Raw genomic sequence first — 25,228 nt, 5'->3', positions numbered from 1 at the left:
GTAATTCAGGAAAGAGAAGGGAGCGTCCGGTGTTCTTCGTCGACACCATCGAGCTGCCGGGGCTCGGAAACCGCAGCTATCTGGCAGGCGGTGCGCAGACGGCCGTGGCCGTCGATCCGCCCAGGGACATCGAACAGGTCATTGCCGCGGCCGCGCGCCGAGGTGTGCGGATCTCGCACGTTGTCGAGACGCACCTGCACAACGACTACGTCTCCGGTGGCCTGGAGCTGGCCCGTATCAGCGGCGCCACCTATCTGGTCCCGGCTGCCGCGCACGTCTCGTTCGAGCGTACCCCCGTACATGACGGGGACACGGTGGAAGTCGACGCCGGGCTGACGTTGCGCGCCCTGGCCACCCCCGGACACACGCCGCACCACACCTCGTACGTCCTGGAGGACTCCGGCGCGGCCGTGGCGGTGTTCACCGGCGGGTCCCTGCTCATAGGCACGGTGGGTCGCCCGGATCTTGTCGAGCCCCGGCTGACCGAGCAGCTCGCCCGCGCGCAGCACACCTCCGCCCATCGTCTGGCCGCCGAGCTCGCAGACGACACCCCGGTCCTGCCCACCCACGGCTTCGGCAGCTTCTGCTCCTCGATCCAGGCCTCCGGAACGGAAACCACCATCGGCAGGGAGAAGGAAGTCAACGACGCCCTCGTGCGGGATGTCGACACCTTCGTCGCGGACCTGCTGGCCGGGCTGGAGGACATACCCGCCTACTACGCGCACATGGGCCCGATCAACGCCGCCGGTCCGGCACCCATCGACCTGACCCCGCCGGCGCTCGCCGACGCGGACGACATCGCCGCGCGCCTCGCCGCCGGTGAGTGGGTGGTTGACCTGCGCAGCCGTGTCGCGTTCGCGGAGGGGCACCTGGCCGGTTCGTACAACTTCGACGCCGATGGGCAGCTCGCCACCTATCTGGCCTGGCTCGTCCCGTGGGGTAAGCCCGTCACCCTGCTCGCCGGGTCGCCCGAACAGTTGGCGGCCGCCCAGCGCGAGCTGGCCCGGGTGGGTATCGACCGTCCGGCCGCAGCGGCCGTCGGCGGACCGGCCTCCTGGGTGCGCGAGGGTGAGGAGCCTGCCTCCTTCCCCCGCGCCACCTTCGCCGACCTCGCGGACCGGCGCGCCGGTGGCGACGTGGTCGTCCTGGACGTCCGCCGCGACTCCGAACGAGCCGACGGTCATGTCGAGGGCTCGGTGCACATCCCGATCCACACCCTGCACCGGCGGCTCGACGAGGTCCCCGCGGGCGAGGTGTGGGTGCACTGCGCGGGCGGTATGCGCGCCGCGATCGCCGCGTCCCTGCTCGACGCCACGGGTCGTGCCGTCGTGGCCGTGGACGACGGGTTCCAGGCGGCCGAGGCCGCCGGTCTCACCGTGCGCGAGAGCCGCGGCGACGGTGGTCCGACCGCGTGAGCACCCTGATCATCGCTCTCGTCGCCGGTGCCCTCGTCGGACTGGCACTCGGCGCACTCGGTGGCGGCGGAAGCGTGCTGGCCGTCCCCGTCCTGATCCATGTGCTCGGTTTCACCCCGGCCGCCGCCACCACCGCGAGCCTGCTCATCGTGACCGCGACGTCCGTGACCGCCCTGGTCGCCCACGCTCGCGAGGAGAACGTCCGCTGGCGGACAGGAAGCATGTTCGCCGCCGCGGGCATCCTCCCGGCCATGATCACCGGAGTCCTGGCGGCCCGGGTCCCCGACGCCGTACTGACCGGTGCCTTCGCCGTCATCGCGCTGGTGGCGGCGCTGCGCATGCTGAGGCCGGCGTCCACGGCCGACGTCGCACGCGAGGTGCGGGTGGTCCCGGCCACCGCTGCCGGAGCGGGCCTCGGGGCGGTCACCGGCTTCCTCGGCGTCGGCGGCGGCTTCCTCGCCGTACCCGCACTGGTGGGCGTCCTCGGACTGCGGATGCGGCTCGCGGTGGGCACCAGCCTGCTGGTCATCACGATCAACTCGCTGGCGGCGCTCGCGGCGCGGACGGGCACGGCCGACGGGCTCGACTGGGCGGTCGTGGCCCCCTTCGCCGGGGCGGCGATCCTGGGCGCATGGGACGGCAAGCGGCTCAGTGCCAGGGTGTCGGGGGGCCTGTTGCAACGGGTCTTCGCGGTGCTGCTGCTGGCGGTGGCCGTGTTCATGCTGATCGAGGCGCTCGTGTGACCACGGCGCCACGCGGCAGCCGCCGGCGGCCCGGCGTCCTCAGCCGGGCGACCGCGTCCTCACGCCAGCGACAGGAACAGCTTCTCCAGCCGCGCCCGTAGTTCCTCGCGGTCCTCGGTCGGCTTGGCGCCGCCCTCGCCGTCGATCAGGCACTGCTGCAGGCCGGTCGCGATGATCGCGAAGCCCGCTCGGTCGAGAGCCCGGGACGCGGCGGCGAGCTGGGTGACCACGTCCTCGCAGTCGCGACCCTCCTCGATCATCCGGATCACGCCGGAGATCTGGCCCTGTGCACGGCGCAGTCGGTTCAGCACGGCGCGCAGCTCGGTGCCCGCGAGATCCATGTCCACGATCAGCTCCTCTTGGAATACCCCTAGGGGTAAGTTACCTCGCCTGGGGGAGTCAGTGGCAATCCCAAGGATGGCATCGATGTCCGATTTGACGGCCATCGATGCATTCGCTCCACCTGTGCGGCGAGTCTTGGTCCGGGGGGTGCCGTACGTCCGGCCGGTCCGGTGTCGTCAGTGCCGCCGGGTCCGACGCGCCCCGGAGGGCGTCGAACCCGGCGGACCGCCGCCGGTGTCAGACCGAGCGGTGGTACTGGTTCGGCACGTGCACCTCGCCGCCCAGGTCGCGGGCCGCGTGGCGGGCGAAGGACGGGTTGCGGAGCAGTTCACGGCCCAGCAGTACCGCGTCGGCCTCGCCGTTGGCCAGGATCTTCTCGGCCTGCCCCGCACTGGTGATCAGCCCGACGGCGGCGACCGGAAGGGAGGTCTCCGCCTTCACACGGGCCGCGAAGGGGACCTGGTAGCCGGGATCGGCCGGGATGCGCACCCCCGCGGCGTTGCCACCCGTCGAGACGTCGAGCAGGTCCACGCCGTGCGTCTGCAGTTCGGCCGCGAAGCGGACCGTGTCGTCGGCCGTCCAGCCGTTCTCGTCGAGCCAGTCGGTGGCGGAGATGCGGAAGAACAGCGGCTTGTCGTCCGGCCACACCTCGCGTACGGCGTCGACGACCTCGAGCGCGAAGCGGGTGCGGTTCTCGTACGAGCCGCCGTAGGCGTCCGTGCGGTGGTTGGAGTGCGGCGAGAGGAACTCATGGATCAGGTAGCCGTGGGCGCCGTGGATCTCTGCGACCTCGAAGCCGGCGGCGAGGGCGCGGCGCGCCGCGTCCGCGAACCGGCCTACGAGGTCTTGGATCTCGTCCACGGTCAGCTCGGCCGGTACCGGGTGGTGTGCGTCGAAGGGCAGTGCGCTCGGGGCGACGGGCCGCCAGCCGTGTGCGTCGGCGCCGACCGGTGCGCCCCCCTTCCAGGGGCGGTCGGTCGAGGCCTTGCGGCCGCTGTGCGCGAGCTGGATCGCCGGCACCGTGCCCTGCTCCCTGAGGAAGCGTGTGATGCGACGGAATTCCTCGGTCTGCGTGTCGTTCCACAGCCCCAGGTCGTATGGGGAGATCCGGCCCTCGGGTGAGACCGCGGTCGCCTCGACGATGATCAGTCCCGTTCCTCCGGCCGCTCGTGCCGCGTAGTGCGCGAAGTGCCAGTCGTGGGGCGCGCCCATCGAGGGACCCTCTGGTGCCGCCGAGTACTGGCACATCGGGGGCATCCAGATCCGGTTCGGGATGGTGACGTCGCGCAGGGTGTGGGGCTCGAAGAGCGCGCTCACGGCGGACTCCATTCGTACGGGGCCGGTGGACTGTTCCTACGATAACCCTCGTAGTACGGGAAGTGTCAAACTACGGCGGTCCTCGTACAATGGAGGGGTAGTAGGCCGGCGGTGCCGCCGTGTCCTGGAATGAACTCCTGTACGAAGTGGAGCCGTCGTGACCACCGACACCCCCGCCACCGGTAGCCGTGACCTTCCGCACCCGGCGCGCGAGGAGATCCGTCTGGAGGCAGTGCTGCACGCGCTCTCGGACCCCATGCGGCTGCGGATCGTGCGGGAGCTCGCCCACGACGGCGGCGAGCTCACCTGCTCCCAGTTCGCACTGCCCGTCACGAAGTCCACGACCACGCACCACTTCCGGGTGCTCCGCGAGAGCGGGGTCATCCGGCAGGTCTACCGGGGCACGGCCAAGATGAACGGCCTTCGTGGGGATGACCTGGACGACCTCTTTCCGGGGCTTCTTCCCGCACTCCTGGCCGCCGCCGCCCTTCAGGCAGCCCGCCTCGGGGGCGGCTGAACCGGCCTTGGAGGGGAGGTGCCCGACGAGTCGCGGCGGCTCCGACGTGACCTGGTCGTGAGTCGTCCGCGGGGTGCCTGCGCAGACCTCTCGCGCTCAGGGGGTGCTGTTGTGCACGGCGGCCATGAGGGACCGCCAGTCCGGCAGCTTCACCACGCTCCGTCCCAGCGACGCCCCCAGCTCCGCCTCCGCCCGCTCGATCGCCAGCCACCCCGCCCAGTCGACGGGCGCGAGGCCGTCCGCGCGCAGGGCCGCCGACGCGTCGTCGGGTACGTCGCGTCGTACGAGATCGGGCACGTCCTGCAGCAGCGAGGTCACCGTCTCCTTCGCGCACGGCCGGTTGGTGCCGATCACGCCTGTCGGACCCCGCTTGATCCACCCGGCCACGTACTCACCCGGCGAGACCGCCCCGTCCCGCAGCACCCGTCCCGCCTGGTGCGGCACCGTCCCGGTCTCCGGATCGAACGGGAGCCCCTCCAGCGGCACTCCGCGGTAGCCGACCGAGCGCAGCACGAGTTGGGCCTCGATGTCCTCGTACCGCCCGCTGCCCCTCACCCCGCCGTGCCCGTCGGGCACCGTCCGCTCGAAGCGCACGGCGCCCACGCGGCCTGAGTCGGCGAGCAGTTCGACCGGGCGCAGGAAGAAGCGCAGTCGGATCCGACGGGTGCCGCCCCGCGGCGGTGTCGCGGCCCAGCCGCGGAGCACCTCCACGTTGCGGCGCTGGGCGGCCGGAAGTCCGGACGGATCGACGTACGCCGGATCACAGGCCAACTCCTGCTCGTCCACGACCACGTCGGTGTCCGGCAGGGTATCCAGCTCGCGCAGCTCCTTGGTGGTGAAGCGGGCTTGGGAGGGGCCGCGCCGCCCCACCATGTGGATCTCGGTGACCTTGCTCGCCGCCAGCGCGGTGAGCGGCGCTTGCGGCATGTCGGTGGGGCTCAGTTCCGTCACCCCGCGGGCCAGCATGCGGGCCACGTCCACCGCGACGTTCCCGACGCCGATCACCACGGCCGTTCGGGCTCCGAGCAGGAAACCGCCGGCGACGGAGTCCGGGTGCGCGCTGTACCAGGACACGAACTCGGTCGCCGACCAGCTGCCGGGCAGCTCCTCGCCGGGGATGCCGAGGTGCCGGTCGGTCGCGGCGCCCACGCAGTAGACCACTGCGTGGTACAGCTCGCGCAGCCGGGCGGACGGCACCCCGCCCGCACCCACGGGGACGCCACCGAGGAAGCGGATCCGGTCGTGCTCCAGGACCGTGCGCAGATTGTTCTGCAGTGACTTGATCTTCTCGTGGTCGGGCGCGACGCCGTATCGGACCAGCCCGTACGGGCAGGGCAGCCGGTCGAGGACGTCGACCCGCACCTCCGGATCCTGCTGGACAAGGTTCTGTGCGGTGTAGACCCCGCTGGGCCCGGAACCGACGATGGCGACATGCAGCACGGGGAACTCCCTCGCGGAGGAGGTCGCTGGTGGCTCCAGCATGGCACCGCGCGCGGCGAGAGGGGAGCAGCGGCGAGGGTGGCGCTGGTCCGACGGGGTGCGATGCACCCTCCCCGTGCGTGGCTCCCCGCCGCCAATGTGACCATTCACTTACGTTGCGTGTGTGCTGGAAGCCGCCTTTCAGAAACCTTCTGATCATTTTCGATCGGACGGGGTTGTGTCCGTGTGGCCTGCATGGGAAGTGCAGGACCGCGAGAGCACCACGTCGTGGCTCGGCGTGCGACTCGACCTTGCCAACGGGGCACTGGTCGAGGTCCTGGCCGTGGTGTCCGGCGGGTGCGTGGCGATCGAGGAGGTACGGGCCGAGCCGCCCCTGTCTCTCGACGATCTCGCGGCGCTCGCGAACCGGATCGAGGGACCGTTGCTCGAGGCGTGCGGTGTCCGGCCGTGCGGCGAACCTGCCGAGGAGTCCGGTTGTACGACCCGCCCTCAGGTGCCGCGTGGCGTCGAAGGGTGGCGCCTGGTGGCCGAGGCATACCGTGCGGCCCAGGAGAAGGGCGCCGATCCGGTGCTCGCGGTGATGCGCGCGACCGGGAACAGTCGCCGCAGATCGCTGAAACTGATCGGCGCTGCACGCGACGCCGGGTTTTTGACACCACGTCACATCAGACGTTGAACGGACGCCCTGCGCTCCGACGCCGGGCGAAGGAACGGGCGCGTCACGACTTCCCGATGTCCACCAGGGCCCCGCGGCGCCCGAAGGTTATCGGCCAAGTCCAGGCAAGGCGATCTTCGCGCTCAGGTGCGTGGTGATCTCCGATCAGAAGGCGAACAAGCGCCGAAAACACACAGCCGCCGTACTACTTCACTACTTCGGCTGGTCGTCATCTTCCGGGCGACGGCTCTCCGTAGCGAAGAACCGCGACAGATCCGAGGCGTAGGCACTGCAGGCCCCCTCAGGTTCCGGCGGGGCACCCATCTCCTGGTCCAGGTCGTACCGCCTGAACAACTCGGCCCGCAGCGCGGGCAGCGGCATCGGAACGCCCGGCACCAGCGCCGCGTAGACCGCCCCCATCAGCAGGGCCCGCAGCATCGCGTAGTCGGTGCCGGGGTCCGTCGACCCGTACCGGGTGACCGTGACCCGCAGCAACTCCGCCAGCCGCTGTTGCTCGGGACACTGCACGAACCCCTCGGCCTGCAGGATGCCCGCCATGTGCTGGCGCATGAGCACGGGGTGGTGGACGGTGAGGCCCAGGATCGCGTCGACGGCCCGCGCCATCAGCTCCCGGCCGTCCTCGGTGCGCGGCTCGCGCTCCAGGGCCTCCTCCAGGGTGCGGTGCATCAGCCGGTGCACGGCCGACTGCAGGAGCTGTCGTTTGCCGGGGAAGTAGTACGACACCAGGCCCCGGGCGGAGCCCGCGCGGTCCGCGATGTCGCCCAGCGTGGTCGCGTCGTAACCGCGCTCGCTGACCAGTTCGACGGCGGCCTGAAGGAGCCGTTCGCGGGAACGCCGCCGCAGTTCTTCATTGACCGAGGCGCTGCGGGGGGACATGCTGGACTCCTGCGTTGACTGGCTGCCAGCCAATATACTCAACGCGTCCCGGACCCGCCTCGGCGGTTCGGTGCCGGGCTGCGACGGCTCTGGGTCACGCGGGGGATGGCCCAGGGCGGTCGCGGTTGCCCCAGCCGTCGAACGGCCCCACGCCGGATCAGGCACGGAAGGTCCGCTGCGCCATTTCCCGAAGGGAAGGCGCCCGGACGGACGGCTCAGCCGATCAGATCCAGCAGAGGGCGGAGCCCGTCCGGGCGTTCGGCCACCGGACGGTGGTCGACGAAGTGCACCGCACAGCCCAGTTCCGCCGCGCCGCCGTCCGCGCGGCGGTCGTCGCCGACCATCAGCGTGTCCTGCGGGGCGACGCCGAGCGCGTCGCAGGCGAGGGCGAACAGTCGTGTGTCCGGCTTCTGGATGCCGTGTTCGTACGACAGAACGTATGCGCCCACGTAAGGGTCGAGGCCGTGCGCACGGAAGATCGGCCGCAGGTCCCAGCCGATGTTGCTGACCACGCCGACGGCCACCCCGCGCTTCCGCAACGCGCCGAGCACCTCGACAGAGTCGGGGTAGGGCTGCCAGGCGGCGGGCGTCATATGGGGGTCGTACAGCGCGTCATGGAGCCGTGGGTCCGCCAGTGGCACCTGACGCGAGACGCCGGTGTACGCGGCCCGGTGCGCCTCGGCGCTGCGGTCCCGGACCGCCCACAGTGCGGCGAGGTCCTCAGGCAGCGGCTCCGTGGGAAGGGAACCGCCGGCCAGTGCGCCCGCCCGCTCCAACCGCTCCGCCGCGTGGGCCAACTCCGGTTCGGCCAGGGTGATGCCGGCCTCCGTCAGGACCGCACGCAGCCACGATTCGGTCGGTTCGATGCGAAAGAGTGTCCCGGAGAAGTCGAAGAGAACGCCTTTGATCGCCACGGCACCGATCCTTCGGGACATGTGTTCCGTGGGTCAAGAGCGCCCCGCAGGCCACGTCTTGTACGAACCGTGCCACCGCTCGTACGAGGCCACCGCGAGCGCGACCAGCAGGGCCCCGAGCAGCCAGCCGCCCATCACGTCCGACGGCCAGTGCACGCCGAGCCAGACACGGGTCAGTCCCGCGCCCAGGACGGAGACCGCGGCCACCACGAGCGCGGTGCGCCACAGGGTGCGCCCGGCACCGTACCGGCGAAGGAGCCACAGCAGCAGGCCGCACACCACCGTCGCTGTCATGGCGTGACCTGAGGGGAAGGCCGCGTAGTGGGCCGAGTCGACGGGATCGGGCCACACGGGGCGCGCCCGGCCGACGGCCGCCTTGAGGGACTGCTGCACCAGTGTGCCGAGCGCACAGGTGGCTGCCGTCCACAGAGCGAGCCACCATGCCCGGTGCCGCCACACCAGCCACAGCACGGCGGCCGCACACAGGATGCGCATGGTCAGTGGGTCCCATACCCAGTCCGTCAGGATGCGGGAGATGTGCGTGAGTTCCGGATGGCCGACCGCCCAGCGGTGCGTGGCGCGCGCGATGTCGCCGTCCAGTGCCATGAGCGGGTGCCAGGAGACGACGACCAGCATGAGGAGCAGCAGCGACGCGGCGGCCAGGGCCGTCGCGGCCAGTGCCATGGTCCGGAGGCGTTGCCGATGGGGTGGTGAGTCGACGGGCGCGAGATGCATGGCGTGATCCTCGCTGACACGTACGGCTCCGGGCCAACGAGCTGCGCCGTCGAAGCCCGTGACCGGTGGTTACCCGAGGGCCCGCAGCCCCGGAACGAACGCCACAAGCACCGGGATCACCGGCACCAGCGCCGCGGTCGCCGTCAGCCGCAGCCGGTGCACCGCCGGGAGCCGCTCGGGGGGAGCCAGGAGGCGGTGGACGCGCTGCGGCACATGGGCGTGGGGGGCGGGGCCGGGACCGAACACGCCCCGATCCTCGTTGAGTTCCACCAGGGCGAGCGCGGTCGTGAGGCGGCCGAAGCGGCGCGAGGCCATGTCGTCGGCGGAGAGCTCGACCAGCCGGTGTATCTCGTCCCGGAACGCGGCGAAGACCGGCACCTGCGGAAAACCATGGGCGAGCGCGGCCGAGGCGTGCAGCAGCCAGTCGTGCCGGGCCCGCGCGTGCCCTTGCTCGTGGGCGAGTACGGCATCCAGTTGTTTGCCCTTGAGGCGGCGCAACGCGGCTGTGGTGATGACCAGTCGGGACGTGACCCCGGGTAGCCACCACGCGTCCGAGCGCTCTCCCTCGAGGACCACCAGCCGCTCGTCGCCAGGCTTCTCGCCGGGCAACAGGGGGGCGCGGACGAGCAGTTCGGCCCGGCTCTGTCGCCGGCGCGCCCGTGCTCGGGCGACCTCCCGGACCAGCATCACCGCGCTCCATGCCCCGCCGCAGGCCAGGGCCACGGCGGTCGTCGCGGCCCAGGGGCTTCCGGTGCTCGGTGCGTAGGCGTCCACGACCGAATGCGGCGCGGGGGCGAACACATGGCCCCGCACGGCCGTCCAGGCCGCGGCCGCGCTCAGCGTCATCGACAGCGCGCAGCACACCAGAACGGCCGCCACCGTGCACTGCCACACCCACAGGGCGACCACCGGTTCCCGGTCAGGCCAGTCCGCTCGGGCAAGCAGCCGCGGAGCGAGGAAGGCGGTCAGGGCGCCGAGCAACAGCAGTGCCGCGGGGACCATCATGGGCCGAAGCCTATGAGCCGGGCGGTACCAGGGGATACGCACTGTCGCGGCAAAGTGACGTACGCCACGGTCTTGCCCGGCCTTTTTCGTGGCCGGAACGGGGCGTGGGGCGGGCGTCAGGCGCTGAGGAGCATCGCCAGCATCCCGATGGTCATGGACAGGCGGCAGGCACGCGTGAGTTCGGGGCGGTCGCCCCAGCCCACGGAGCGTGTGGCCCCGGCCCCGGCTCCGGTCACTGCGGCGACCGGCACGAGGCGCACCCCGGCCCACAGCACGTACCCCGCGAAGTAGAGCAGGAACACCCCCGTGAGGAGCGGGACGCCGCCGTGCCCGTGGTGGCCGGGGGAGGAGACCATCGAGCCCGCCATGTAGACCATCGCGAACGCGCCCACCAGATGGTGGGCATGTGTGCGGGCGGCGAACAGGGCCCGTACGGCGGCCGAGCCGAAGATCACCAGGTAGGCGATCCAGGCCCAGCGCGGCGGCGCCGCGACCGCCGCGGGCACGGCCATCACCGCCATGCCGAAGCCCATCAGCGCCTCACCGCCCGCGTCCCGGCGCTGTTCCTCGACCGTGCTGCGCATACGCAGCAGACAGTAGGCACCGCTCGCCGCGCACAGCGCGACGAGCAGCCACCCGGGTGCGGTCGGTCCGTGCACCGCGCACCTCCCACTCGACGGTCCCGGACGGACGCACAGGGCATGCCCGTCACCGATGGTGCGCACGCGAGCGCACAGGGGTACGAGGGGGAGCGTGGGGCACGCGACGCAGGTCCAGGCCCTCCATGCGGCATCTTTTACGAGTAAAACACCTGTTAATCTTGTAGGTATGAGCAGTGTGACCCCCAGGACCTCCCGTGTGCGCCCTCTGCCCCTGTCCGGGCTGCTGCGGCTCGGCAGGCCCTCCGACATCTGGTTCAAACCCGCGCTGAGTGTGGTCGCCGCGGTCGCTCCGCCGAACCTGACCCTGCTCGCCCTCGGTCGTCTCGACCTGGCGGTCTACACGATGGCGGGCTCGCTCTGTGCCCTCTACGCACACAACCGGCCCTACGCGGCCCGGGCCCGTGCCCTTGCCTGGGTCGTGCTCGGCATGGTCGGCGGGCTCGCCGCCGCCCTGGTCGCCGCGTCGCTCACCACGAACGCCGTGGTCCTGGTGGCCGTCGGCGCCCTGCTCGCTGCGGCCCAGAAGGCGCTCTGCGACGCGACCCGCATAGGACCGCCCGGCAGTGTGATCTTCACCTTCATCAGCTCGGCGTCCTTGTTCGTCCCACAGACCCTCGGTCAGGTGCCCGGCCATGTCGCGCTGGCCGTGGCGGCGGGCGCCTGGTCGTGGATCGTGGGCATGGCACCCGGCCTCCTGCGGCCGCACGGGCCCGAGCGCCGCGCCACCGCCCACGCCCTGAGCGCCACCGCCGCATTCGTCGAAACACAGACGGCCGCGACCCGGGCCGGTGCCGCGGCCGCCGTACACACCGCCTGGCAGTCGCTGCTGTTCACCGGCGCCCGCTCCGCACCCAGGCGCACCCTCGAACGGCTCGTCGTCCGCGCCGAGGTGGCGCTCGCCGCGCCCGCCGACACCGATCCCGAGCGGCTGCGCGCCTGGGCCCACGCCCTGCGGGGCGCCGGGTCCCTCCCGCGGCCCGATGATCTCGGTGAGGCCGCCGACGAACTCCTCGGCGTCGAGGTCGAACTGGACAGCCGACCGCGTCCGTTGCACCGCCGCCTCGGTCCGCTCGCCCCCCTCGCCCTGCGCACCGCGCTCGGCTGTGCCCTCGCCGGCTACGCCTCGCTCGCGCTCGGCATCGGCCGACCGTACTGGGCGCTGGTCACCGCTGCCTCGCTCTACCAGGCCAACGTCACCCTCACCTGGCGCCGCGGCGTCCAACGCGTCGTCGGCAACCTCGTCGGCGTCCTGTTCTTCGCGGCGATGGCCCCACTCATCCATCTCAGCCAGTTGTCCCTCGTTCTGTGCGGGCTGGCCCTCAACTTCGGTGCCGAAGCGCTGATCAGCCGCAACTACTGGCTCGGCAGCGTCTGCGTGACCCCGATGGCGCTGCTCGTCACCGAGTTCGCCCGCTATCAGGAGCCCGGCGGGCTGATGGCCGACCGGGTCCTGGACACCCTCGTCGGGGCCCTGGCCGGCTTCGTCGCCGCCATCGCCGTCACCAACCGGCGTGCCGGCGATCGTATCGAGCACGCGCTCGCCGCCGTGGACCGCGCCCGCGAGCACGCGGCCGTGGTCGTGGCCGCCCACCGCCCCGACCCCGGCACCCTGGAGGCCGCGCGCCGTGCCCTGGCCGCCGCCGTCGTGGACCTGCGTGCCGCCGCCGACGCCGCGGCCGGCGAGTGGTGGCTGGGCGCACTGCCGGAAGAGCGGGTGCTGCGCGCCGAACAGGCCGGGCACCGTACGCTCGCCGCGACGGTACGACGGCAGGGACTGCACATCTCGGAAGGCACACGGGCATGACGGCAGCGAACGGACGGGTGGACACGACGGGGAGCGGTGCCGCCGGGCGGACGGCCGGCGGCGCCGGGACCGCCCGAGGGCGGGCCGCGGGGAGCGCGTCGGCCGTGCGTGGTCCCATGGGTGACACCGTCGCTGCCGTCGTGCGCCAGTGGCATGCCGTCCACCCCCACATCGACACCGCCCCTATGGAGATCATCGGCCGTATCAACCGCTGCGCCGCCCTGCTCCAGCAGGCCGAGGACGCACCGCTGCGCAGGGCCGGGCTCACCCGGCCCGAATTCGACGTCCTCGGCACTCTCCGGCGCACCGGCCACGAGTTGACGCCCGGCGAGATCGCCCGCGAGACGTTCTCCTCCGGCGCTGCCGTCACCAAACGCCTCAAGCAGCTCAGCGAACGCGGTCTGATCGAGCGGCGCGGCGACACCCGGGACCGTCGAGTCGCCCATGTCCACCTCACGGACGCGGGCCGCGACCTCGTCGACGGCATCCTGCCCGAACAGCTCTCCTACGAGACGACCGTCCTGTCCGGCCTCGACGACGACGGACAGCGTGGCCTCGCGGCCCTGCTCGCGGAGTTGCTCGTCCAACTGGAGGGCCGGCTCGGGACGCCGCGCGGCTGACCGCCCACGGTCCACGGTCCGTGTCCGGTCGGCGGCATCAGATACCCGGGCGGTAGCGCAGGGGGTGTTCCGCGGGGATCTCCACCAGGACGATCTCCGTGCCGTCCGGGTCCTCGATCCACATCTCGATCAGACCCCATGGCTCCCTCACCGGCGGACGCGCGATCGCCACACCCGCGCCGACCAGCTCCTCGCGCGCGGCCGCCATGTCCGGCACCTGCAACCACAGCTTCAGCGCGGGGGAGGGCGGGACGTCGCTGCGGCCCGCCACTTCCAGGAAGCCCCCGCCGAGGAAGTAGACGACCCCACGCTCCGGACCCGTACCGAACTCCCGGTAGACCGGAAGCCCCAGCTTCTCGCCGTAGAAGGCATGGGAACGCTCGAGGTCGGTGGGACGCAGAAGAGTGCGGCTGCTCAGTACGTGGACCATACAGGCGGAGCCTAGTGCTGCGGCACCAGCCGGACGGCTACCCTCGTCCGGTGCCCGAGCCGCGCCCCCGCATTGGAGAAGCCGCCCATGGACAGTCTTACCAGCGCCGTCAGCACCGCAGGCGCCACAACTGGACTGACGTTCCGTGACGCCACCGACGCTGACGTCGACGCGCTGGTCGCGCTGATCGATTCGGCGTACCGCGGCGACTCCAGTCGGGCCGGATGGACCTCCGAGGCGGACCTGCTGGAGGGGCCGCGTACCGACTCGGAGGCCGTGCGCGAGGTCGTACAGTCGCCCGACAGCAGGCTGCTCACCGTCGAGCGCGGCGGAGCGATCGTCGCCTGCTGTCAGCTCGAACAGCGCGGCGACCACGCCTACTTCGGCATGTTCGCGGTCAGCCCCGGCATCCAGGGCGGAGGGCTCGGCAAGGTGGTCATCGCCGAGGCGGAACGGATCGTCCGCGCGACCTGGGGCGTCTCCGAGATGCACATGACCGTGATCTCCGTACGGGATGACCTGATCGCCTGGTACGAGCGGCGCGGCTACCGCCGTACGGGACGGATGAGCCCCTTCCCGTACGGCGAGGAGCGTTTCGGTATCCCGCAGCGCGACGACCTGCGGTTCGAACTGCTGGTCAAGCCGCTGGCCTGACAACCGCTGCGTGCGCGGTGCGACGCTCACGCGGTGAAGCGGCCGGTGCGCTTGATCTCCGGGTAGTCCGTGGTCGCGCCGTCCAGCGCCAGTGCGCGGACGAGCCGCAGGTGGTCCTGGGTGTTCACCACCCAGCCGATGATCCTCAGGTCCGCCTTGCGCGCGTGCTCGACCACCTCCAGGGTCAGCCGGCGAATGTTGAGACAGACGGTCTTGGCACCGGCCGTGACGGCGCGCTCCACGACGTCGGTGCCGTAGCGGCTGGCGACGAGCGCGGTGCGCACGCCCGGTACGAGCCGTGTGATCTCGGCGATCGCCTCGGCGTGGAACGATGACACCTCGACCCGGGCGACCAGGTCCCTGCGCTGCATGACCTCGGCAAGCGCACGTGCCGCGGCCACGTCCTTGATCTCCGCCTGCAGCGGTGCCCGCACCGTGTCCAGGACCTCCTCGAAGACCGGGACGCGCTCACCGCGGCCCGCGTCAAGCGTGCGCAGCTCGGCGAGGGTCTTCCCGGCGATCGGGCCCGTGCCGTCGGTTGTACGGTCCACATCGGCGTCGTGCATGATCACGAGGGCGCCGTCTTTGCTCAGATGCAGATCGAGTTCGATCAGATCGAGGCCCGCGCGCTCGGCGGCGACGAAGGACCGGAGGGTGTTCTCAGGTTCGACACCCATGACTCCGCGGTGACCGATGGTGAGGAAGTTCAAGGTTCAACTCGCTTCCGTCGACGGCGGCTCGGCTTCCGCGCGCGGCGCTCCCGTACCCGCGCGGCACGGCCGCAGCCTAACGGCCCGGCCCCGCGCCGGACCCGTTCCTACGCGGGCCTGTCGGCGCGCGGCATGGCGCGATTGCGGGGCCGTACGCCCAGCCGCGGGTCACTCTTGGGTGGGCGCGTCATAGGGCTGTTGACCTCATGCGCCGCCGTACGGGAGGCGCCGCCCTGTGGTGCCCGACAGGAAAATGATCGGTGAAGGCAGGGGTGGGGCAGGATAATTTCCCGATTGTCCTCTTGCTGGGAGAAACCTCGTATGCATACGGTGTCCTGACGAGAGGTTCTCCCGTGGAGGATGGGTTATGACGGAAATTCTTGTGCAGGCGGGTTCGGAGGAGCAGGTTCCTTCGCAGGGCAGGGTGGTGGACCATCCGGCTTGGCCCGTGCTCAAGGATGCCGTGGAGCAGATCCGGCCGTGGCAGTCCAAGGACGGTTCGATCGACTTCGACGCCGAAGGTGCGCCCGCCCTCGCGGACGCCGAGCTTGCCGTGGGCCGTGTGGCGCAGGCCGTGGAGGAGCTTTCCCCGCTGCTGCCCCACGACGCCGCCTACCACGAGGCGCTCGTCAAGGACCTGCGCCGGTGGGCCGCCGAGGGCTTCAAGGTGCCCGACTTCCTGGACTCGCTGCTGGCCTTCCAGCCCGCCGCCCACCGCGAGGACGGCAGGCAGCACTTGGTGGTCTTCCCGATGTACACGCAGAACGGCAACCTGGACCGCAACCTCGAAGCGGTCGTCCTGCGCATGGTCTGGCCGGAGTGGCTCGCCGAGCTGGAGGCCACCCGCTACGACAACCCGCTGTTCTGCGGCATCACCTTCGAGGACTTCACCCCGGGCTACGACACCAACTCGGCCGTCCTGTTCCCGGAGACCGTCGCCGTGCGCGAGGCCCCCGAGAGCTTCACCTGGGGTGCCATCTTCTGCGACCGTGAGGCCGCCCGCTTCCGCCGCGTCACCGCGGCCGCCGTCGACATCCTGGGCCTGGAGCTGCCCGAGGACATCGCCGCGATGGTGCACGACCAGGAGCGCAGCCAGCAGGCCTTCGTCCTGTGGGACATGGTCCACGATCGCACCCACAGCCACGGCGACCTGCCGTTCGACCCGTTCATGATCAAGCAGCGCCAGCCGTTCTGGATGTACGGCCTGGAGGAGCTGCGCTGCGACCTCACCTCGTTCAAGGAGGCCGTGAAGCTGGAGGCCGACGGCTTCCCGCAAGGTCGCGACGTGCAGTACGCGGTCCTCTTCGACCGCATGTTCCGCTTCCCGGTCACCGGCGAGCGCGTCCGCAACTATGACGGACTCGGCGGCCAGTTGCTCTTCGCCTACCTGCACAAGCACGACGTCGTCCGCTGGACCGACAACAAGCTGCACATCGACTGGCAGCGCGCCCCCGAGATCACCAACCAGCTGTGCGGCGAGATCGAGAAGCTCTACCGGGACGGCATTGACCGCCCCAAGCTCGTCCACTGGTTCAAGGCGTACGAGCTGGTCTCCACCTATCTCGCCCCGCACCCGGCCTCCCGCTGGGCCAAGGGCCCGGACGCCCTGGACCTGACGCTGCCGCCGCGTAAGCTCGTGGACGACGTGCTGGCGGACGAGTTTCCGCTGAGCATGTTCTACGAGGCGCTCTCCAAGAAGATCAAGAACGTGATCGCCTCGACCAAGGGCATCACCGCGGAGACCCCCGAGCAGGCCGCCGCGTGAGCGTCGGCGCCGTAGGTATGGGTGAGGCAGCGAAGGCTGCTCAGGAGGCGAGGAACATGGGCAACGGGAACGGTCCGCTCAGCGGTGCGGTGATCGCGGTGGCCGGCGCGGGCGGACCCGCCGGCAAGGCGACGCTGATCCGGCTCGCCGAGGCCGGGGCGGTCGTGATCGGGGCGGACAACAGCCCCGAGCGCCTGGCGGAGGCCGTGGACGCCGCCTCCTACGCACACGGGGGCGCCAGCGTCGTGGGAGAGACGGTCGACCTGCTCGACCTGCAGTCGACCCGCGACTGGGCGGACCACATCGAGAAGGAGTACGGACACGTCGACGGGATCGTCCATCTCGTCGGTGGCTGGCGCGGCGGCAAGGCCTTCACGCGTACCGGTATCGACGACTGGGACCTGCTGGAGAAGCTGCTCATCCGCACCGTGCAGCACACTTCACTGGCGTTCTTCGACGCACTTCAGCGCAGCGAGCGCGGCCGGTACGTCCTGATCAGCGCCGCCGGGGCGTCCCAGCCGACCGCGGGTAACGCGGCGTACTCCGCCGCGAAGGCCGCCGCCGAGGCCTGGACGCTGGCCATGGCGGACGGCTTCCGCAAGACGGCGGGCGAGAGCGGCTTGACGTCCGCGGCTACGATCCTGATCGTGAAGGCGTTGGTGCACGACGCGATGCGCGCCGAGCGTCCCAACGCGAAGTTCGCGGGCTTCACCGACGTCAAGGACCTGGCCGAGGCCATCGCCGGAGTATGGGACAAGCCCGCCGCAGAAGCGAACGGAAACCGTCTGTGGCTGACCGAGAAGCCGTGAACCGTCCCAGGACCGACGCGCGTCGCCACCACGACCCGCAGGTCCGCGGTTTCGCCAGTGACAACTACGCCGGGGCCCACCCGGAGGTGATGGCCGCCCTGGCGCTGGCCAACGTCGGCCACCAGGTCGCGTACGGCGAGGACGCGTACACCGAGAACCTTCAGGGGATCATCCGCGGCCACTTCGGTGCCACCGCGGAGGCGTTCCCGGTCTTCAACGGCACCGGCGCGAACGTCGTCGCGCTCCAGGCGGTCACCGACCGCTGGGGCGCGGTGATCTGCGCCGAGAGCGCGCACATCAACGTGGACGAGGGCGGCGCTCCCGAACGCATGGGCGGCCTCAAGCTGCTCACCGTGCCCACGCCCGACGGCAAGCTCACGCCCGAGCTGATCGACCGCCAGGCCTGGGGCTGGGAGGACGAGCACCGCGCTATGCCGCAGGTCGTCTCGATCACCCAGAGCACCGAACTGGGCACCCTCTACACGCCGGACGAGATCCGCGCGATCTGCGAGCACGCCCACGCGCGCGGAATGCGGGTGCACCTGGACGGCTCCCGCATATCCAACGCGGCAGCCTCCCTGAACGTGCCGATGCGGACGTTCACCAACGCGGTCGGCGTCGACATCCTCTCCCTGGGGGGAACGAAGAACGGCGCGCTGTTCGGCGAGGCGGTCGTCGTCCTCAACCAGGACGCCGTCAGCCATATGAAGCACCTGCGCAAGCTGTCCATGCAGCTCGCCTCCAAGATGCGCTTCGTGTCGGTGCAGTTGGAGGCTCTGCTCGCCAAGGACCTGTGGCTGCGCAACGCTCGCCATGCCAACGAGATGGCGCAGCGCCTCGCGGAGGGCGTGCGCGCCGTCCACGGTGTCGAGATCCTCTACCCGGTGCAGGCCAACGCCGTCTTCGCGCGTCTGCCGCACGAGGTGAGCGAGCGCCTGCAGAAGCGTTTCCGCTTCTACTTCTGGGACGAGGCCGCAGGTGACGTCCGCTGGATGTGCGCCTTCGACACGACCGAGGAGGACGTGGACCGGTTCGTGGCGGCACTCAAGGAAGAGATGGCGCGGTACGAACCCTGAGACGCCTTGCATAGGTATGCGATCGATCGAAATGTCATTGACTGTCGGTCGGTCGCATTCCTATGCTCTGAGGGCATGGAGCTGATCCGGCGCACCGCGCGGTAACAAGCCGGGCCTGGTCATGGAAGGCGCTCCCCACCGTACTGTGAACCCCGAGGCCAGAGAAGATGACGCTCACACTCACCGTGTCCGACGAGGTGCGCGCGCTCGCGCCCGGCTTCACCCATATGACCGTGGAGGCGCACGGCCTGGTCAACGGCCCCAGTACTGAGGCCGGCTCCGCACTCCTGGACGACGCCGCCCGTCGCCTCGCCTCACGCCTCGACGGGCGAGCCCCGCACGATGACCCGCACATGGCCGCCTGGCGTGAGGCCTACACGGCCTTCGGCGCGAAGCCCTCCCGTACCCGCAACTCGGCCGAGGCGCTGGCGAGAAGGGCTCTGTCCGACGCCGGGCTACCCCGCATCAACGTCCTCGTCGACCTCTACAACGCCATCAGCGTTGCCCATCTCATCCCTGTCGGCGGCGAGGACATCCACCTGATCCAGGGCGGCATGCGCCTGGTGCGAGCCGTCGGCGACGAGGACTTCGTGACGGTGGCCGGCGGCGAGGAGGTCGTCGAACACCCCGAGGCCGGCGAGGTGGTGTGGCGGGACGAGGTGGGTGTCACCTGCCGCCGCTGGAACTGGCGCCAGGGCTCCCGCACTCGCCTCACCGAGCGGAGCACCTCCGGCGTTTTCCTGCTCGAGAGCCTGGCCCCGATGCCGGTCCCGGAGGTGGAGGCGGCGGCCACCGAACTCGCGGAACTGCTCGAGAAGTTCAGCCCCGGGGCGCGGATCACCGTAGGAGCCCCGCAGTCGGCGGCTTGAGTCGTGACAGAGTCTGCGGCGGCGGTACGCCGGTCGCGCGTCAGTGCACCTCGGCCGTGCGCAGTTGTTCCGGCGTGGGGGCCGTGCCGCCGAGGTGGGCGGGCATCCACCAGGCGTCCTCCGGGCCCTTCGGGCGGCCGGGGTAGGCACGCTGAGCCGCCTCCAGCAACTCCTGGACGCGCTCGCGCAGCTGGCGGGTGAGCGCGCCCGCGTACGTGTCGCGCGGGGCCTCCATCGCCTCGCCGACCCGGATCGTGATCGGGGTGTGGCTGCGCTTGAAGTTGCGCGGGTGGCCCTTCGTCCACAACCGCTGGGTGCCCCACACGGCCATCGGGACCAACGGAACGCCCGCTTCCTGGGCCAGGCGCACGGCACCCGACTTGAAGCTCTTCAGGGTGAACGACTGCGAGATCGTGGCCTCGGGGAAGACGCCGACCACCTCACCCGACTTCAGCGAGTCCAGAGCGTGCGCGTACGCCGCCTCGCCCTGCTTGCGGTCGACCGGGATGTGCTTCATGGCGCGCATCAGTGGGCCGGAGATCCGGTGCCGGAAGACGGACTCCTTGGCCATGAAACGCACCAGACGCTTCTGCGGCAGTGCTGCCAGGCCGTTGAAGATGAAGTCGAGATAGCTGATGTGATTGCTCACCAGCACCGCACCGCCCGAGCGCGGGACGTTCTCCGACCCCTTGCAGTCGATCTTCAGGTCCCATGCCTTGAACGTCGTGAGGGCAAGACCGATGACAGGACGGTAGACGAGCTCAGCCATGGACGGGGCGGACCCTTCTCTCTGCCTGGGAAGGGACTCCCGGCGGAAGTTACGCAGCCGTAGGTTTACGGCACGTTGCGATCGTGCCCCAAGAACGGCCGATGGGCCAGCTCTGGTGCCGCTGAACAGCGAGATACTCGTCACGTCAGCCGTATGGGCCACTTGGGCCCTGACCTCGACGCCTCCAACTCCGCCGGTGGTCCGGTCCGTGACCGGGCGACAGGAGTCGGGAATGTTCGCGGTCTCGTGAACGCTGGAGCAGATGATGACCGGACCAGGTGAGCGTCGCCGTGCTCGCGTCGGCGAGTCGCGCGGGACGCCGTGCCGGTCGCGGAGCGGGAGAGTGAGAGTGTACGGACAGCGCGACGGCAAGTGGCTCGGTGCAGCCGAGTTGGGGCAGGGGCTCGGTGACCGGGCCACGCTAGTCCAGTTCTCCAGTGCGTTCTGCGCCCCGTGTCGCGCGACGCGGCGGATCCTCGCCGAGGTGGCGACCATGGTGCCAGGTGTCGCCCATGTGGAGATCGACGCCGAGCAGCAGCTCGAACTCGTGCGCGCCCTCGGCATCCTCAAGACGCCGACCGTCCTCGTCCTCGACGCGGACGGTCGGATCGTACGACGTGCGACGGGACAGCCGCGCAAGGTGGATGTGATCGCCGCGCTCGGCACGGCCGTCTGATGCGCCCTCGGCCGTTGGTGACGCATCTCCCAGATCCCGGGGCGAACTTGACTGCGCACACCAGCTATCGTCAGCCTGACCCTATGGCCCCGGAACTCCTTCTCTTCGAGCGTGTCCACGTGGTCCTGGCCCGTACCGCGAGTGTGCGCACTGTCCGGGCTGAATGAGCAGCCACGGACCTTCCCCCTGCTCGGGGGTCCCCGCACGCCACCTCTCGCAGAAGGACAGCTCCATGACGGCCACGCCCGACCTCCGCGCCCCTCGGCTCGCCTCCCCGGACCTGTTGCGCTCCGTCTTCCGGCGGCACGCGGCGGGGGTCGCCGTGATCACGGCCCAGCGGGGCGGCCGCCCGGTCGGCTTCACCGCCACTTCCCTGACCTCCGTCTCCGCCGAGCCCCCGGTCGTCTCGTTCGGCATCGGCGTCGGCGGCTCCAGCTGGCCCGTCATCTCCGAGGCCGACCATGTCGGCGTGCACATACTCGGCGAGCACCAGGAAACCCTGGCTCGCACCTTCGCCAAAAGCGGCGCCGACCGCTTCGGGGCGCCCACGAGTTGGCGCGAGGGCCCCGAGGGCGTCCCCGTCCTGGACGACGTACTCGCGTGGCTGGTCTGCCGTGTGGTGGCACGTGTGCCGGCCGGAGACCATCGCATTGTGCTGGCCGAGGTCGTCGTCGGCGATCCCTCGGGTGACGGACGCCCGCTCCTCTACCACCAAGGACGTTTCAAGGGCCTGCGAGACTGACCCTACTGGCCGGTTACACAGCGTTGCCAAGGTCACAGTTCGAAGCGCTTGCTCAGCGGGCATCCACTGGGTGTACTGGCGAGTAATATTCCGTTCGGAGCGCGGGGTCGCCCCGATCGGGATCGGCCGCTTCAGGCGCCTATGCTGCCTGCAAGAGGCAGCCCAGAATTGACGATGCAGTAGGAGAGCCGGCGTGAGCTTGAGGATCGTTGTCACTGTGAAGTACGTGCCCGACGCCACTGGTGACCGGCACTTCGCCAAGGACCTGACCGTGGACCGTGACGATGTGGACGGTCTGCTCTCCGAGCTCGACGAGTACGCGGTCGAGCAGGCCCTGCAGATCGCCGAGAACGCGGATGACGCCGAGGTCACCGTGCTGACGGTGGGCCCTGAGGACGCCAAGGACGCGCTGCGCAAGGCCCTGTCCATGGGTGCCGACAAGGCGATCCACGTGGAGGACGACGACCTGCACGGCACGGACGTCATCGGTACCTCGCTGGTGCTGGCCAAGGCGATCGAGAAGGCCGGTTACGACCTGGTGATCTCCGGTATGGCCTCCACCGACGGCGCCGCCGGTGTGGTGCCGGCGCTGCTGGCCGAGCGTCTGGGTGTCCCGCAGGTCACCCTGCTGTCCGAGGTCGCGGTCGAGGACGGCGTCGTCACGGGCCGCCGCGACGGCGACACGGCCTCCGAGCAGCTGCAGGCGCAGCTGCCGGCCGTGGTGTCGGTGACCGACCAGTCGGGTGAGGCGCGCTACCCGTCGTTCAAGGGCATCATGGCGGCCAAGAAGAAGCCGGTTCAGGCCTGGGACCTGTCGGACCTGGACATCGAGGCCGAGGAGGTCGGCCTGGAGGGTGCCTGGACGAAGGTCGAGACCGCGGCCGAGCGCCCGGCGCGCACCGCGGGCACCATCGTCACGGACGAGGGCGAGGGCGGCAAGCAGCTCGCTGAGTTCCTCGCGAGCCAGAAGTTCATCTAAGGCTCGCCACCTTCACCGCCCCTCAGACTTCGCAATCCGCAAGGAGATCCATTCCCATGGCTGAAGTTCTCGTCTACGTCGACCACGTGGACGGTGCCGTCCGCAAGCCCACCCTGGAGCTGCTGACCCTGGCCCGCCGCATCGGTGAGCCGGTCGCCGTCGCCCTCGGCGCGGGCGCGGAGAACACCGCGTCCACGCTGGCCGAGCACGGTGCGACGCGGGTCCTGACCCACGACGCCTCGGAGTACGCCGAGTACCTGGTCGTACCGAAGGTCGACGCGCTGCAGGCCGCCTACGCGGCCGTCTCCCCGGCCGCCGTCCTCGTCCCGTCCTCCGCCGAGGGCAAGGAGATCGCGGCTCGTCTGGCGCTGCGCATCGGCTCGGGCATCATCACCGACGCCGTCGACCTGGAGGCCGGCGACGAGGGTCCGGTGGCCAGCCAGTCGGTGTTCGCCGCTTCGTTCACCACCAAGTCCCGCGTGTCCAAGGGCACCCCGGTCATCACGGTCAAGCCGAACTCCGCCGCGGTGGAGGCCGCCCCGGCCGCCGGTGCGGTCGAGGCCCTGGCGGTTTCCTTCTCCGCCCAGGCCACCGGCACGAAGGTCACCGCTCGTACGCCGCGTGAGTCGACGGGCCGTCCGGAGCTGACCGAGGCCGCGATCGTGGTTTCCGGTGGCCGTGGCGTGAACGGCGCGGAGAACTTCGCGATCATCGAGGCGCTCGCCGACTCCCTGGGCGCGGCGGTGGGCGCGTCGCGTGCGGCGGTGGACGCGGGCTGGTACCCGCACACCAACCAGGTCGGCCAGACCGGTAAGAGCGTGTCGCCGCAGCTGTACATCGCGTCCGGTATTTCGGGTGCGATCCAGCACCGGGCCGGTATGCAGACCTCGAAGACGATCGTGGCGATCAACAAGGACGCCGAGGCGCCGATCTTCGACCTGGTCGACTACGGCGTCGTGGGTGACCTGTTCGAGGTCGTCCCGCAGCTGACCGAAGAGGTCAAGGCCCGCAAGGGCTGAGCCACTTCGTAGGTAGGAGGCCCTCGTGACCGCCGACGCGGTCGCGGGGGCCTTCGCTCGTCGCCAAGGCGGCGGACCCGGGTGACCTTACGGACGCGGGCGCCGCCCAGGTCCGTTCGCGGGCTCGTTGCGGCTGCCGCTCGTGAGCCCCGTGCGAAGGTGTTGACCTGCGTCGAAGCCCACGGTTAGCTTCGCTCAACGGATTGTTGATTCCGTGAAGCGGAAAAGGGAGGCTGTGGGATGGGCCAGGGCCAGCAGGAGAGGGTGGCGACGAGTCTCGCGGGCGCCGTCAGCGAGGAGATCAGTGCCTCCCTCGCCCCGGTCGACGCCGAGTTGGAACGCCACTATCCCGGCGACCCCGGCACACGACAGCCCGTCCACACGGTCTATGTCCCCGGCGATGTCTTCGCAGCCGACACCATCCGCTCCTGGGGCGACCAGGCCCTCGCCGCCCTCGACGAACACGCCCCGGACGCCACCTCGTTCGCCGCAGTCCTCGGTCTCGGGGACGGCCTCGCCGGGCCCGTGTACGAACGCGTGCGGGCGAAGCTGGCGCGCGAGCCGATCGAAGACCTGCGGGTCGATTTCGAGGACGGCTACGGATCGCGCCCGGACGCCGAGGAGGACGAAGCCGCCGCCCGGGCGGCCCGGTTGATCGCGGAGGCCCACGCCGGAGGAGGAACGGCCGCCGCGTACATGGGCATCCGCATGAAGTGCCTGGAGGCGCCGGTACGGCAGCGGGGCATCCGCACGCTCGACGTCTTCCTGACGGGTCTGATGGAGGCGGGTGGTCTCCCGGACGGGCTCATGCTCACCTTGCCGAAGGTGACGTACGCCGAGCAGGTCACGGCCATGGCACGGCTGCTCGGGGAGTTCGAGAAGGCGCGCGGACTCGAACCGGGGCGGCTCGGGTTCGAGATCCAGATCGAGACCAGCCAGGCCGTCCTCGCCGCCGACGGCACCGCGACCGTCGCCCGGATGATCAGGGCCGCCGAGGGCCGCATCACCGGACTCCACTACGGCACCTTCGACTACAGCGCCTGCCTCGGCGTGTCCGCCGCCCACCAGGCCAGCGACCATCCGGCCGCCGACCACGCGAAGGCGATCATGCAGGTCGCGGCGGCCGGCACCGGGGTGCGCGTGAGTGACGGATCCACGAACGTCCTGCCGGTCGGCCCGAGGGAGAAGGTCCATGACGCCTGGCGGCTGCACTACGGGCTCACCCGCCGGGCGCTGGCCCGTGCCTACTACCAGGGCTGGGACATGCACCCCGGCCACCTCCCGACCCGGTACGCGGCCGTCTTCGCGTTCTACCGCGAAGGGTTCGAACAGGCCGCGGCCCGCCTCGCCCGCTACGTGGGCCGCGTCGGTGGCGACGTCATGGACGAACCGGCGACCGCCAAGGCACTGAGCGGCTATCTGCTGCGGGGCCTTGACTGCGGAGCCCTCGACGATGCCGAGGTCGCGACGGCGACCGGACTGACCCGGGCCGAGCTGGAAGGCTTCGCCGGACCACGGCGCGGCGACCTGACCATCGCGGCCAAGTAGTCGCAGCCGCCACGCCGTCAGAGTTACCCCGCGGCCTGGAGGTCATCCCCACGGCGCCACAGGAACGGTGCGCGGTCATGGTAGGGAACGGACAGTCGTCCTCATAGAGGGCACGA

General features: G+C 70.7%; 26 protein-coding genes and 1 pseudogene. 16 read left to right on the top strand and 11 right to left on the bottom strand.

Annotated elements, in window-relative coordinates:
• Window positions 1-29 precede the first annotated feature (29 nt).
• Together ACWDEX_RS04810 and ACWDEX_RS04805 are read left to right on the top strand one after the other, a co-directional pair.
• Window positions 30-1,415, top strand: coding sequence for a rhodanese-like domain-containing protein (locus ACWDEX_RS04810; RefSeq protein WP_450461755.1), 1,386 nt, complete (start codon window positions 30-32; stop codon window positions 1,413-1,415).
• Window positions 1,412-2,158 carry a sulfite exporter TauE/SafE family protein gene (locus ACWDEX_RS04805; RefSeq protein ID WP_450461754.1) on the top strand — a complete coding sequence of 249 codons (747 nt, stop codon included), beginning with the start codon at window positions 1,412-1,414 and terminating at the stop codon, window positions 2,156-2,158. The genes ACWDEX_RS04810 and ACWDEX_RS04805 overlap by 4 nt, the downstream gene beginning before the upstream one ends.
• Before the next feature lie 59 nt (window positions 2,159-2,217).
• Here the strand turns inward: ACWDEX_RS04805 and ACWDEX_RS04800 are convergent, their stop codons facing one another.
• Together ACWDEX_RS04800 and ACWDEX_RS04795 are read right to left on the bottom strand one after the other, a co-directional pair.
• Complete coding sequence (locus ACWDEX_RS04800) at window positions 2,218-2,505, bottom strand: metal-sensitive transcriptional regulator (RefSeq protein ID WP_450461753.1); 288 nt, start codon at window positions 2,503-2,505, stop codon at window positions 2,218-2,220.
• Window positions 2,506-2,737: 232 nt separating this feature from the next.
• Entirely contained in the window at window positions 2,738-3,817 is a 1,080-nt protein-coding gene (locus tag ACWDEX_RS04795) for an NADH:flavin oxidoreductase/NADH oxidase (RefSeq protein WP_450461752.1), read from the bottom strand.
• A gap of 157 nt (window positions 3,818-3,974) precedes the next feature.
• Here ACWDEX_RS04795 and ACWDEX_RS04790 point away from each other — a divergent pair, with 157 nt between their 5' ends.
• Window positions 3,975-4,334: an ArsR/SmtB family transcription factor gene (locus tag ACWDEX_RS04790; protein WP_450461751.1), complete on the top strand. Its 360-nt coding sequence runs from the start codon at window positions 3,975-3,977 to the stop codon at window positions 4,332-4,334.
• Between the two features lie 96 nt (window positions 4,335-4,430).
• On the opposite strand, the gene ACWDEX_RS04785 is transcribed toward ACWDEX_RS04790, so the two are convergent.
• Complete coding sequence (locus tag ACWDEX_RS04785; protein WP_450461750.1) at window positions 4,431-5,774, bottom strand: FAD-dependent oxidoreductase; 1,344 nt, start codon at window positions 5,772-5,774, stop codon at window positions 4,431-4,433.
• A 217-nt stretch (window positions 5,775-5,991) separates the two neighbouring features.
• Between ACWDEX_RS04785 and ACWDEX_RS04780 the strand changes: the two genes are divergently transcribed.
• Window positions 5,992-6,450 carry a DUF6214 family protein gene (locus ACWDEX_RS04780; RefSeq protein WP_450461903.1) on the top strand — a complete coding sequence of 153 codons (459 nt, stop codon included), beginning with the start codon at window positions 5,992-5,994 and terminating at the stop codon, window positions 6,448-6,450.
• A 192-nt stretch (window positions 6,451-6,642) separates the two neighbouring features.
• Here the strand turns inward: ACWDEX_RS04780 and ACWDEX_RS04775 are convergent, their stop codons facing one another.
• From ACWDEX_RS04775 to ACWDEX_RS04755, 5 genes are all read right to left on the bottom strand, one after another.
• On the bottom strand, window positions 6,643-7,326 hold the full coding sequence (locus ACWDEX_RS04775) for a TetR/AcrR family transcriptional regulator (RefSeq protein ID WP_450461749.1): 684 nt from the start codon (window positions 7,324-7,326) through the stop codon (window positions 6,643-6,645).
• 215 nt (window positions 7,327-7,541) lie between these two features.
• Window positions 7,542-8,234: an HAD family hydrolase gene (locus ACWDEX_RS04770; RefSeq protein ID WP_450461902.1), complete on the bottom strand. Its 693-nt coding sequence runs from the start codon at window positions 8,232-8,234 to the stop codon at window positions 7,542-7,544.
• Window positions 8,235-8,273: 39 nt separating this feature from the next.
• Window positions 8,274-8,975 (bottom strand): phosphatase PAP2 family protein, encoded by a 702-nt coding sequence (locus ACWDEX_RS04765; protein ID WP_450461748.1) that lies wholly within the window; start codon window positions 8,973-8,975, stop codon window positions 8,274-8,276.
• Window positions 8,976-9,044: 69 nt separating this feature from the next.
• Complete coding sequence (locus ACWDEX_RS04760) at window positions 9,045-9,980, bottom strand: M56 family metallopeptidase (RefSeq protein WP_450461747.1); 936 nt, start codon at window positions 9,978-9,980, stop codon at window positions 9,045-9,047.
• A 116-nt stretch (window positions 9,981-10,096) separates the two neighbouring features.
• Window positions 10,097-10,639 carry a DUF5134 domain-containing protein gene (locus ACWDEX_RS04755; RefSeq protein ID WP_450461746.1) on the bottom strand — a complete coding sequence of 181 codons (543 nt, stop codon included), beginning with the start codon at window positions 10,637-10,639 and terminating at the stop codon, window positions 10,097-10,099.
• Between the two features lie 169 nt (window positions 10,640-10,808).
• Between ACWDEX_RS04755 and ACWDEX_RS04750 the strand changes: the two genes are divergently transcribed.
• Window positions 10,809-12,446 carry an FUSC family protein gene (locus ACWDEX_RS04750; protein WP_450461745.1) on the top strand — a complete coding sequence of 546 codons (1,638 nt, stop codon included), beginning with the start codon at window positions 10,809-10,811 and terminating at the stop codon, window positions 12,444-12,446.
• On the top strand, window positions 12,443-13,066 hold the full coding sequence (locus tag ACWDEX_RS04745; RefSeq protein ID WP_450461744.1) for a MarR family winged helix-turn-helix transcriptional regulator: 624 nt from the start codon (window positions 12,443-12,445) through the stop codon (window positions 13,064-13,066). Before ACWDEX_RS04750 ends, ACWDEX_RS04745 begins: the two co-directional genes overlap by 4 nt.
• A gap of 37 nt (window positions 13,067-13,103) precedes the next feature.
• On the opposite strand, the gene ACWDEX_RS04740 is transcribed toward ACWDEX_RS04745, so the two are convergent.
• Entirely contained in the window at window positions 13,104-13,496 is a 393-nt protein-coding gene (locus ACWDEX_RS04740; RefSeq protein WP_450461743.1) for a VOC family protein, read from the bottom strand.
• Window positions 13,497-13,583: 87 nt separating this feature from the next.
• On the opposite strand from ACWDEX_RS04740, the gene ACWDEX_RS04735 reads away from it, so the two are divergent.
• The gene (locus tag ACWDEX_RS04735; RefSeq protein WP_450461742.1) at window positions 13,584-14,150 is read left to right on the top strand and encodes a GNAT family N-acetyltransferase; all 567 of its coding nucleotides are present in this window, start codon (window positions 13,584-13,586) and stop codon (window positions 14,148-14,150) included.
• Between the two features lie 26 nt (window positions 14,151-14,176).
• Here ACWDEX_RS04735 and ACWDEX_RS04730 read toward each other — a convergent pair whose 3' ends face one another.
• Window positions 14,177-14,860, bottom strand: coding sequence for a glycerophosphodiester phosphodiesterase (locus ACWDEX_RS04730; RefSeq protein WP_450461741.1), 684 nt, complete (start codon window positions 14,858-14,860; stop codon window positions 14,177-14,179).
• A gap of 367 nt (window positions 14,861-15,227) precedes the next feature.
• Between ACWDEX_RS04730 and ACWDEX_RS04725 the strand changes: the two genes are divergently transcribed.
• The 4 genes from ACWDEX_RS04725 to ACWDEX_RS04710 all read left to right on the top strand — a co-directional run bounded on the left by ACWDEX_RS04725 (window position 15,228) and on the right by ACWDEX_RS04710 (window position 19,379).
• On the top strand, window positions 15,228-16,625 hold the full coding sequence (locus ACWDEX_RS04725) for a DUF6421 family protein (RefSeq protein WP_450461740.1): 1,398 nt from the start codon (window positions 15,228-15,230) through the stop codon (window positions 16,623-16,625).
• Between the two features lie 56 nt (window positions 16,626-16,681).
• Entirely contained in the window at window positions 16,682-17,434 is a 753-nt protein-coding gene (locus tag ACWDEX_RS04720) for an SDR family NAD(P)-dependent oxidoreductase (protein WP_450461739.1), read from the top strand.
• Window positions 17,431-18,510, top strand: coding sequence for a threonine aldolase family protein (locus tag ACWDEX_RS04715; protein WP_450461738.1), 1,080 nt, complete (start codon window positions 17,431-17,433; stop codon window positions 18,508-18,510). The genes ACWDEX_RS04720 and ACWDEX_RS04715 overlap by 4 nt, the downstream gene beginning before the upstream one ends.
• Before the next feature lie 167 nt (window positions 18,511-18,677).
• The gene (locus tag ACWDEX_RS04710) at window positions 18,678-19,379 is read left to right on the top strand and encodes a B3/B4 domain-containing protein (protein ID WP_450461737.1); all 702 of its coding nucleotides are present in this window, start codon (window positions 18,678-18,680) and stop codon (window positions 19,377-19,379) included.
• A 40-nt stretch (window positions 19,380-19,419) separates the two neighbouring features.
• On the opposite strand, the gene ACWDEX_RS04705 is transcribed toward ACWDEX_RS04710, so the two are convergent.
• The gene (locus ACWDEX_RS04705; protein WP_450461735.1) at window positions 19,420-20,148 is read right to left on the bottom strand and encodes a lysophospholipid acyltransferase family protein; all 729 of its coding nucleotides are present in this window, start codon (window positions 20,146-20,148) and stop codon (window positions 19,420-19,422) included.
• Window positions 20,149-20,426: 278 nt separating this feature from the next.
• On the opposite strand from ACWDEX_RS04705, the pseudogene ACWDEX_RS04700 reads away from it, so the two are divergent.
• The 5 genes and pseudogenes from ACWDEX_RS04700 to ACWDEX_RS04680 all read left to right on the top strand — a co-directional run bounded on the left by ACWDEX_RS04700 (window position 20,427) and on the right by ACWDEX_RS04680 (window position 25,112).
• Window positions 20,427-20,824, top strand: a pseudogene (locus tag ACWDEX_RS04700) (TlpA family protein disulfide reductase).
• A 232-nt stretch (window positions 20,825-21,056) separates the two neighbouring features.
• On the top strand, window positions 21,057-21,566 hold the full coding sequence (locus ACWDEX_RS04695) for a flavin reductase family protein (protein ID WP_450461734.1): 510 nt from the start codon (window positions 21,057-21,059) through the stop codon (window positions 21,564-21,566).
• A gap of 193 nt (window positions 21,567-21,759) precedes the next feature.
• Window positions 21,760-22,545 carry an electron transfer flavoprotein subunit beta/FixA family protein gene (locus tag ACWDEX_RS04690; protein ID WP_450461733.1) on the top strand — a complete coding sequence of 262 codons (786 nt, stop codon included), beginning with the start codon at window positions 21,760-21,762 and terminating at the stop codon, window positions 22,543-22,545.
• Window positions 22,546-22,601: 56 nt separating this feature from the next.
• Window positions 22,602-23,564 (top strand): electron transfer flavoprotein subunit alpha/FixB family protein, encoded by a 963-nt coding sequence (locus ACWDEX_RS04685; RefSeq protein WP_450461732.1) that lies wholly within the window; start codon window positions 22,602-22,604, stop codon window positions 23,562-23,564.
• Between the two features lie 240 nt (window positions 23,565-23,804).
• A complete protein-coding gene (locus tag ACWDEX_RS04680) occupies window positions 23,805-25,112 on the top strand; it encodes a DUF6986 family protein (RefSeq protein ID WP_450461731.1) in 1,308 nt (435 codons plus the stop codon).
• Window positions 25,113-25,228: the final 116 nt, after the last annotated feature.

The sequence above is a fragment of the Streptomyces sp. NPDC001020 genome (assembly GCF_053599115.1).
The sequence above is the reverse complement of the archived record's forward strand: the minus strand, read 5'-3'. Positions and strand labels throughout refer to the sequence as shown.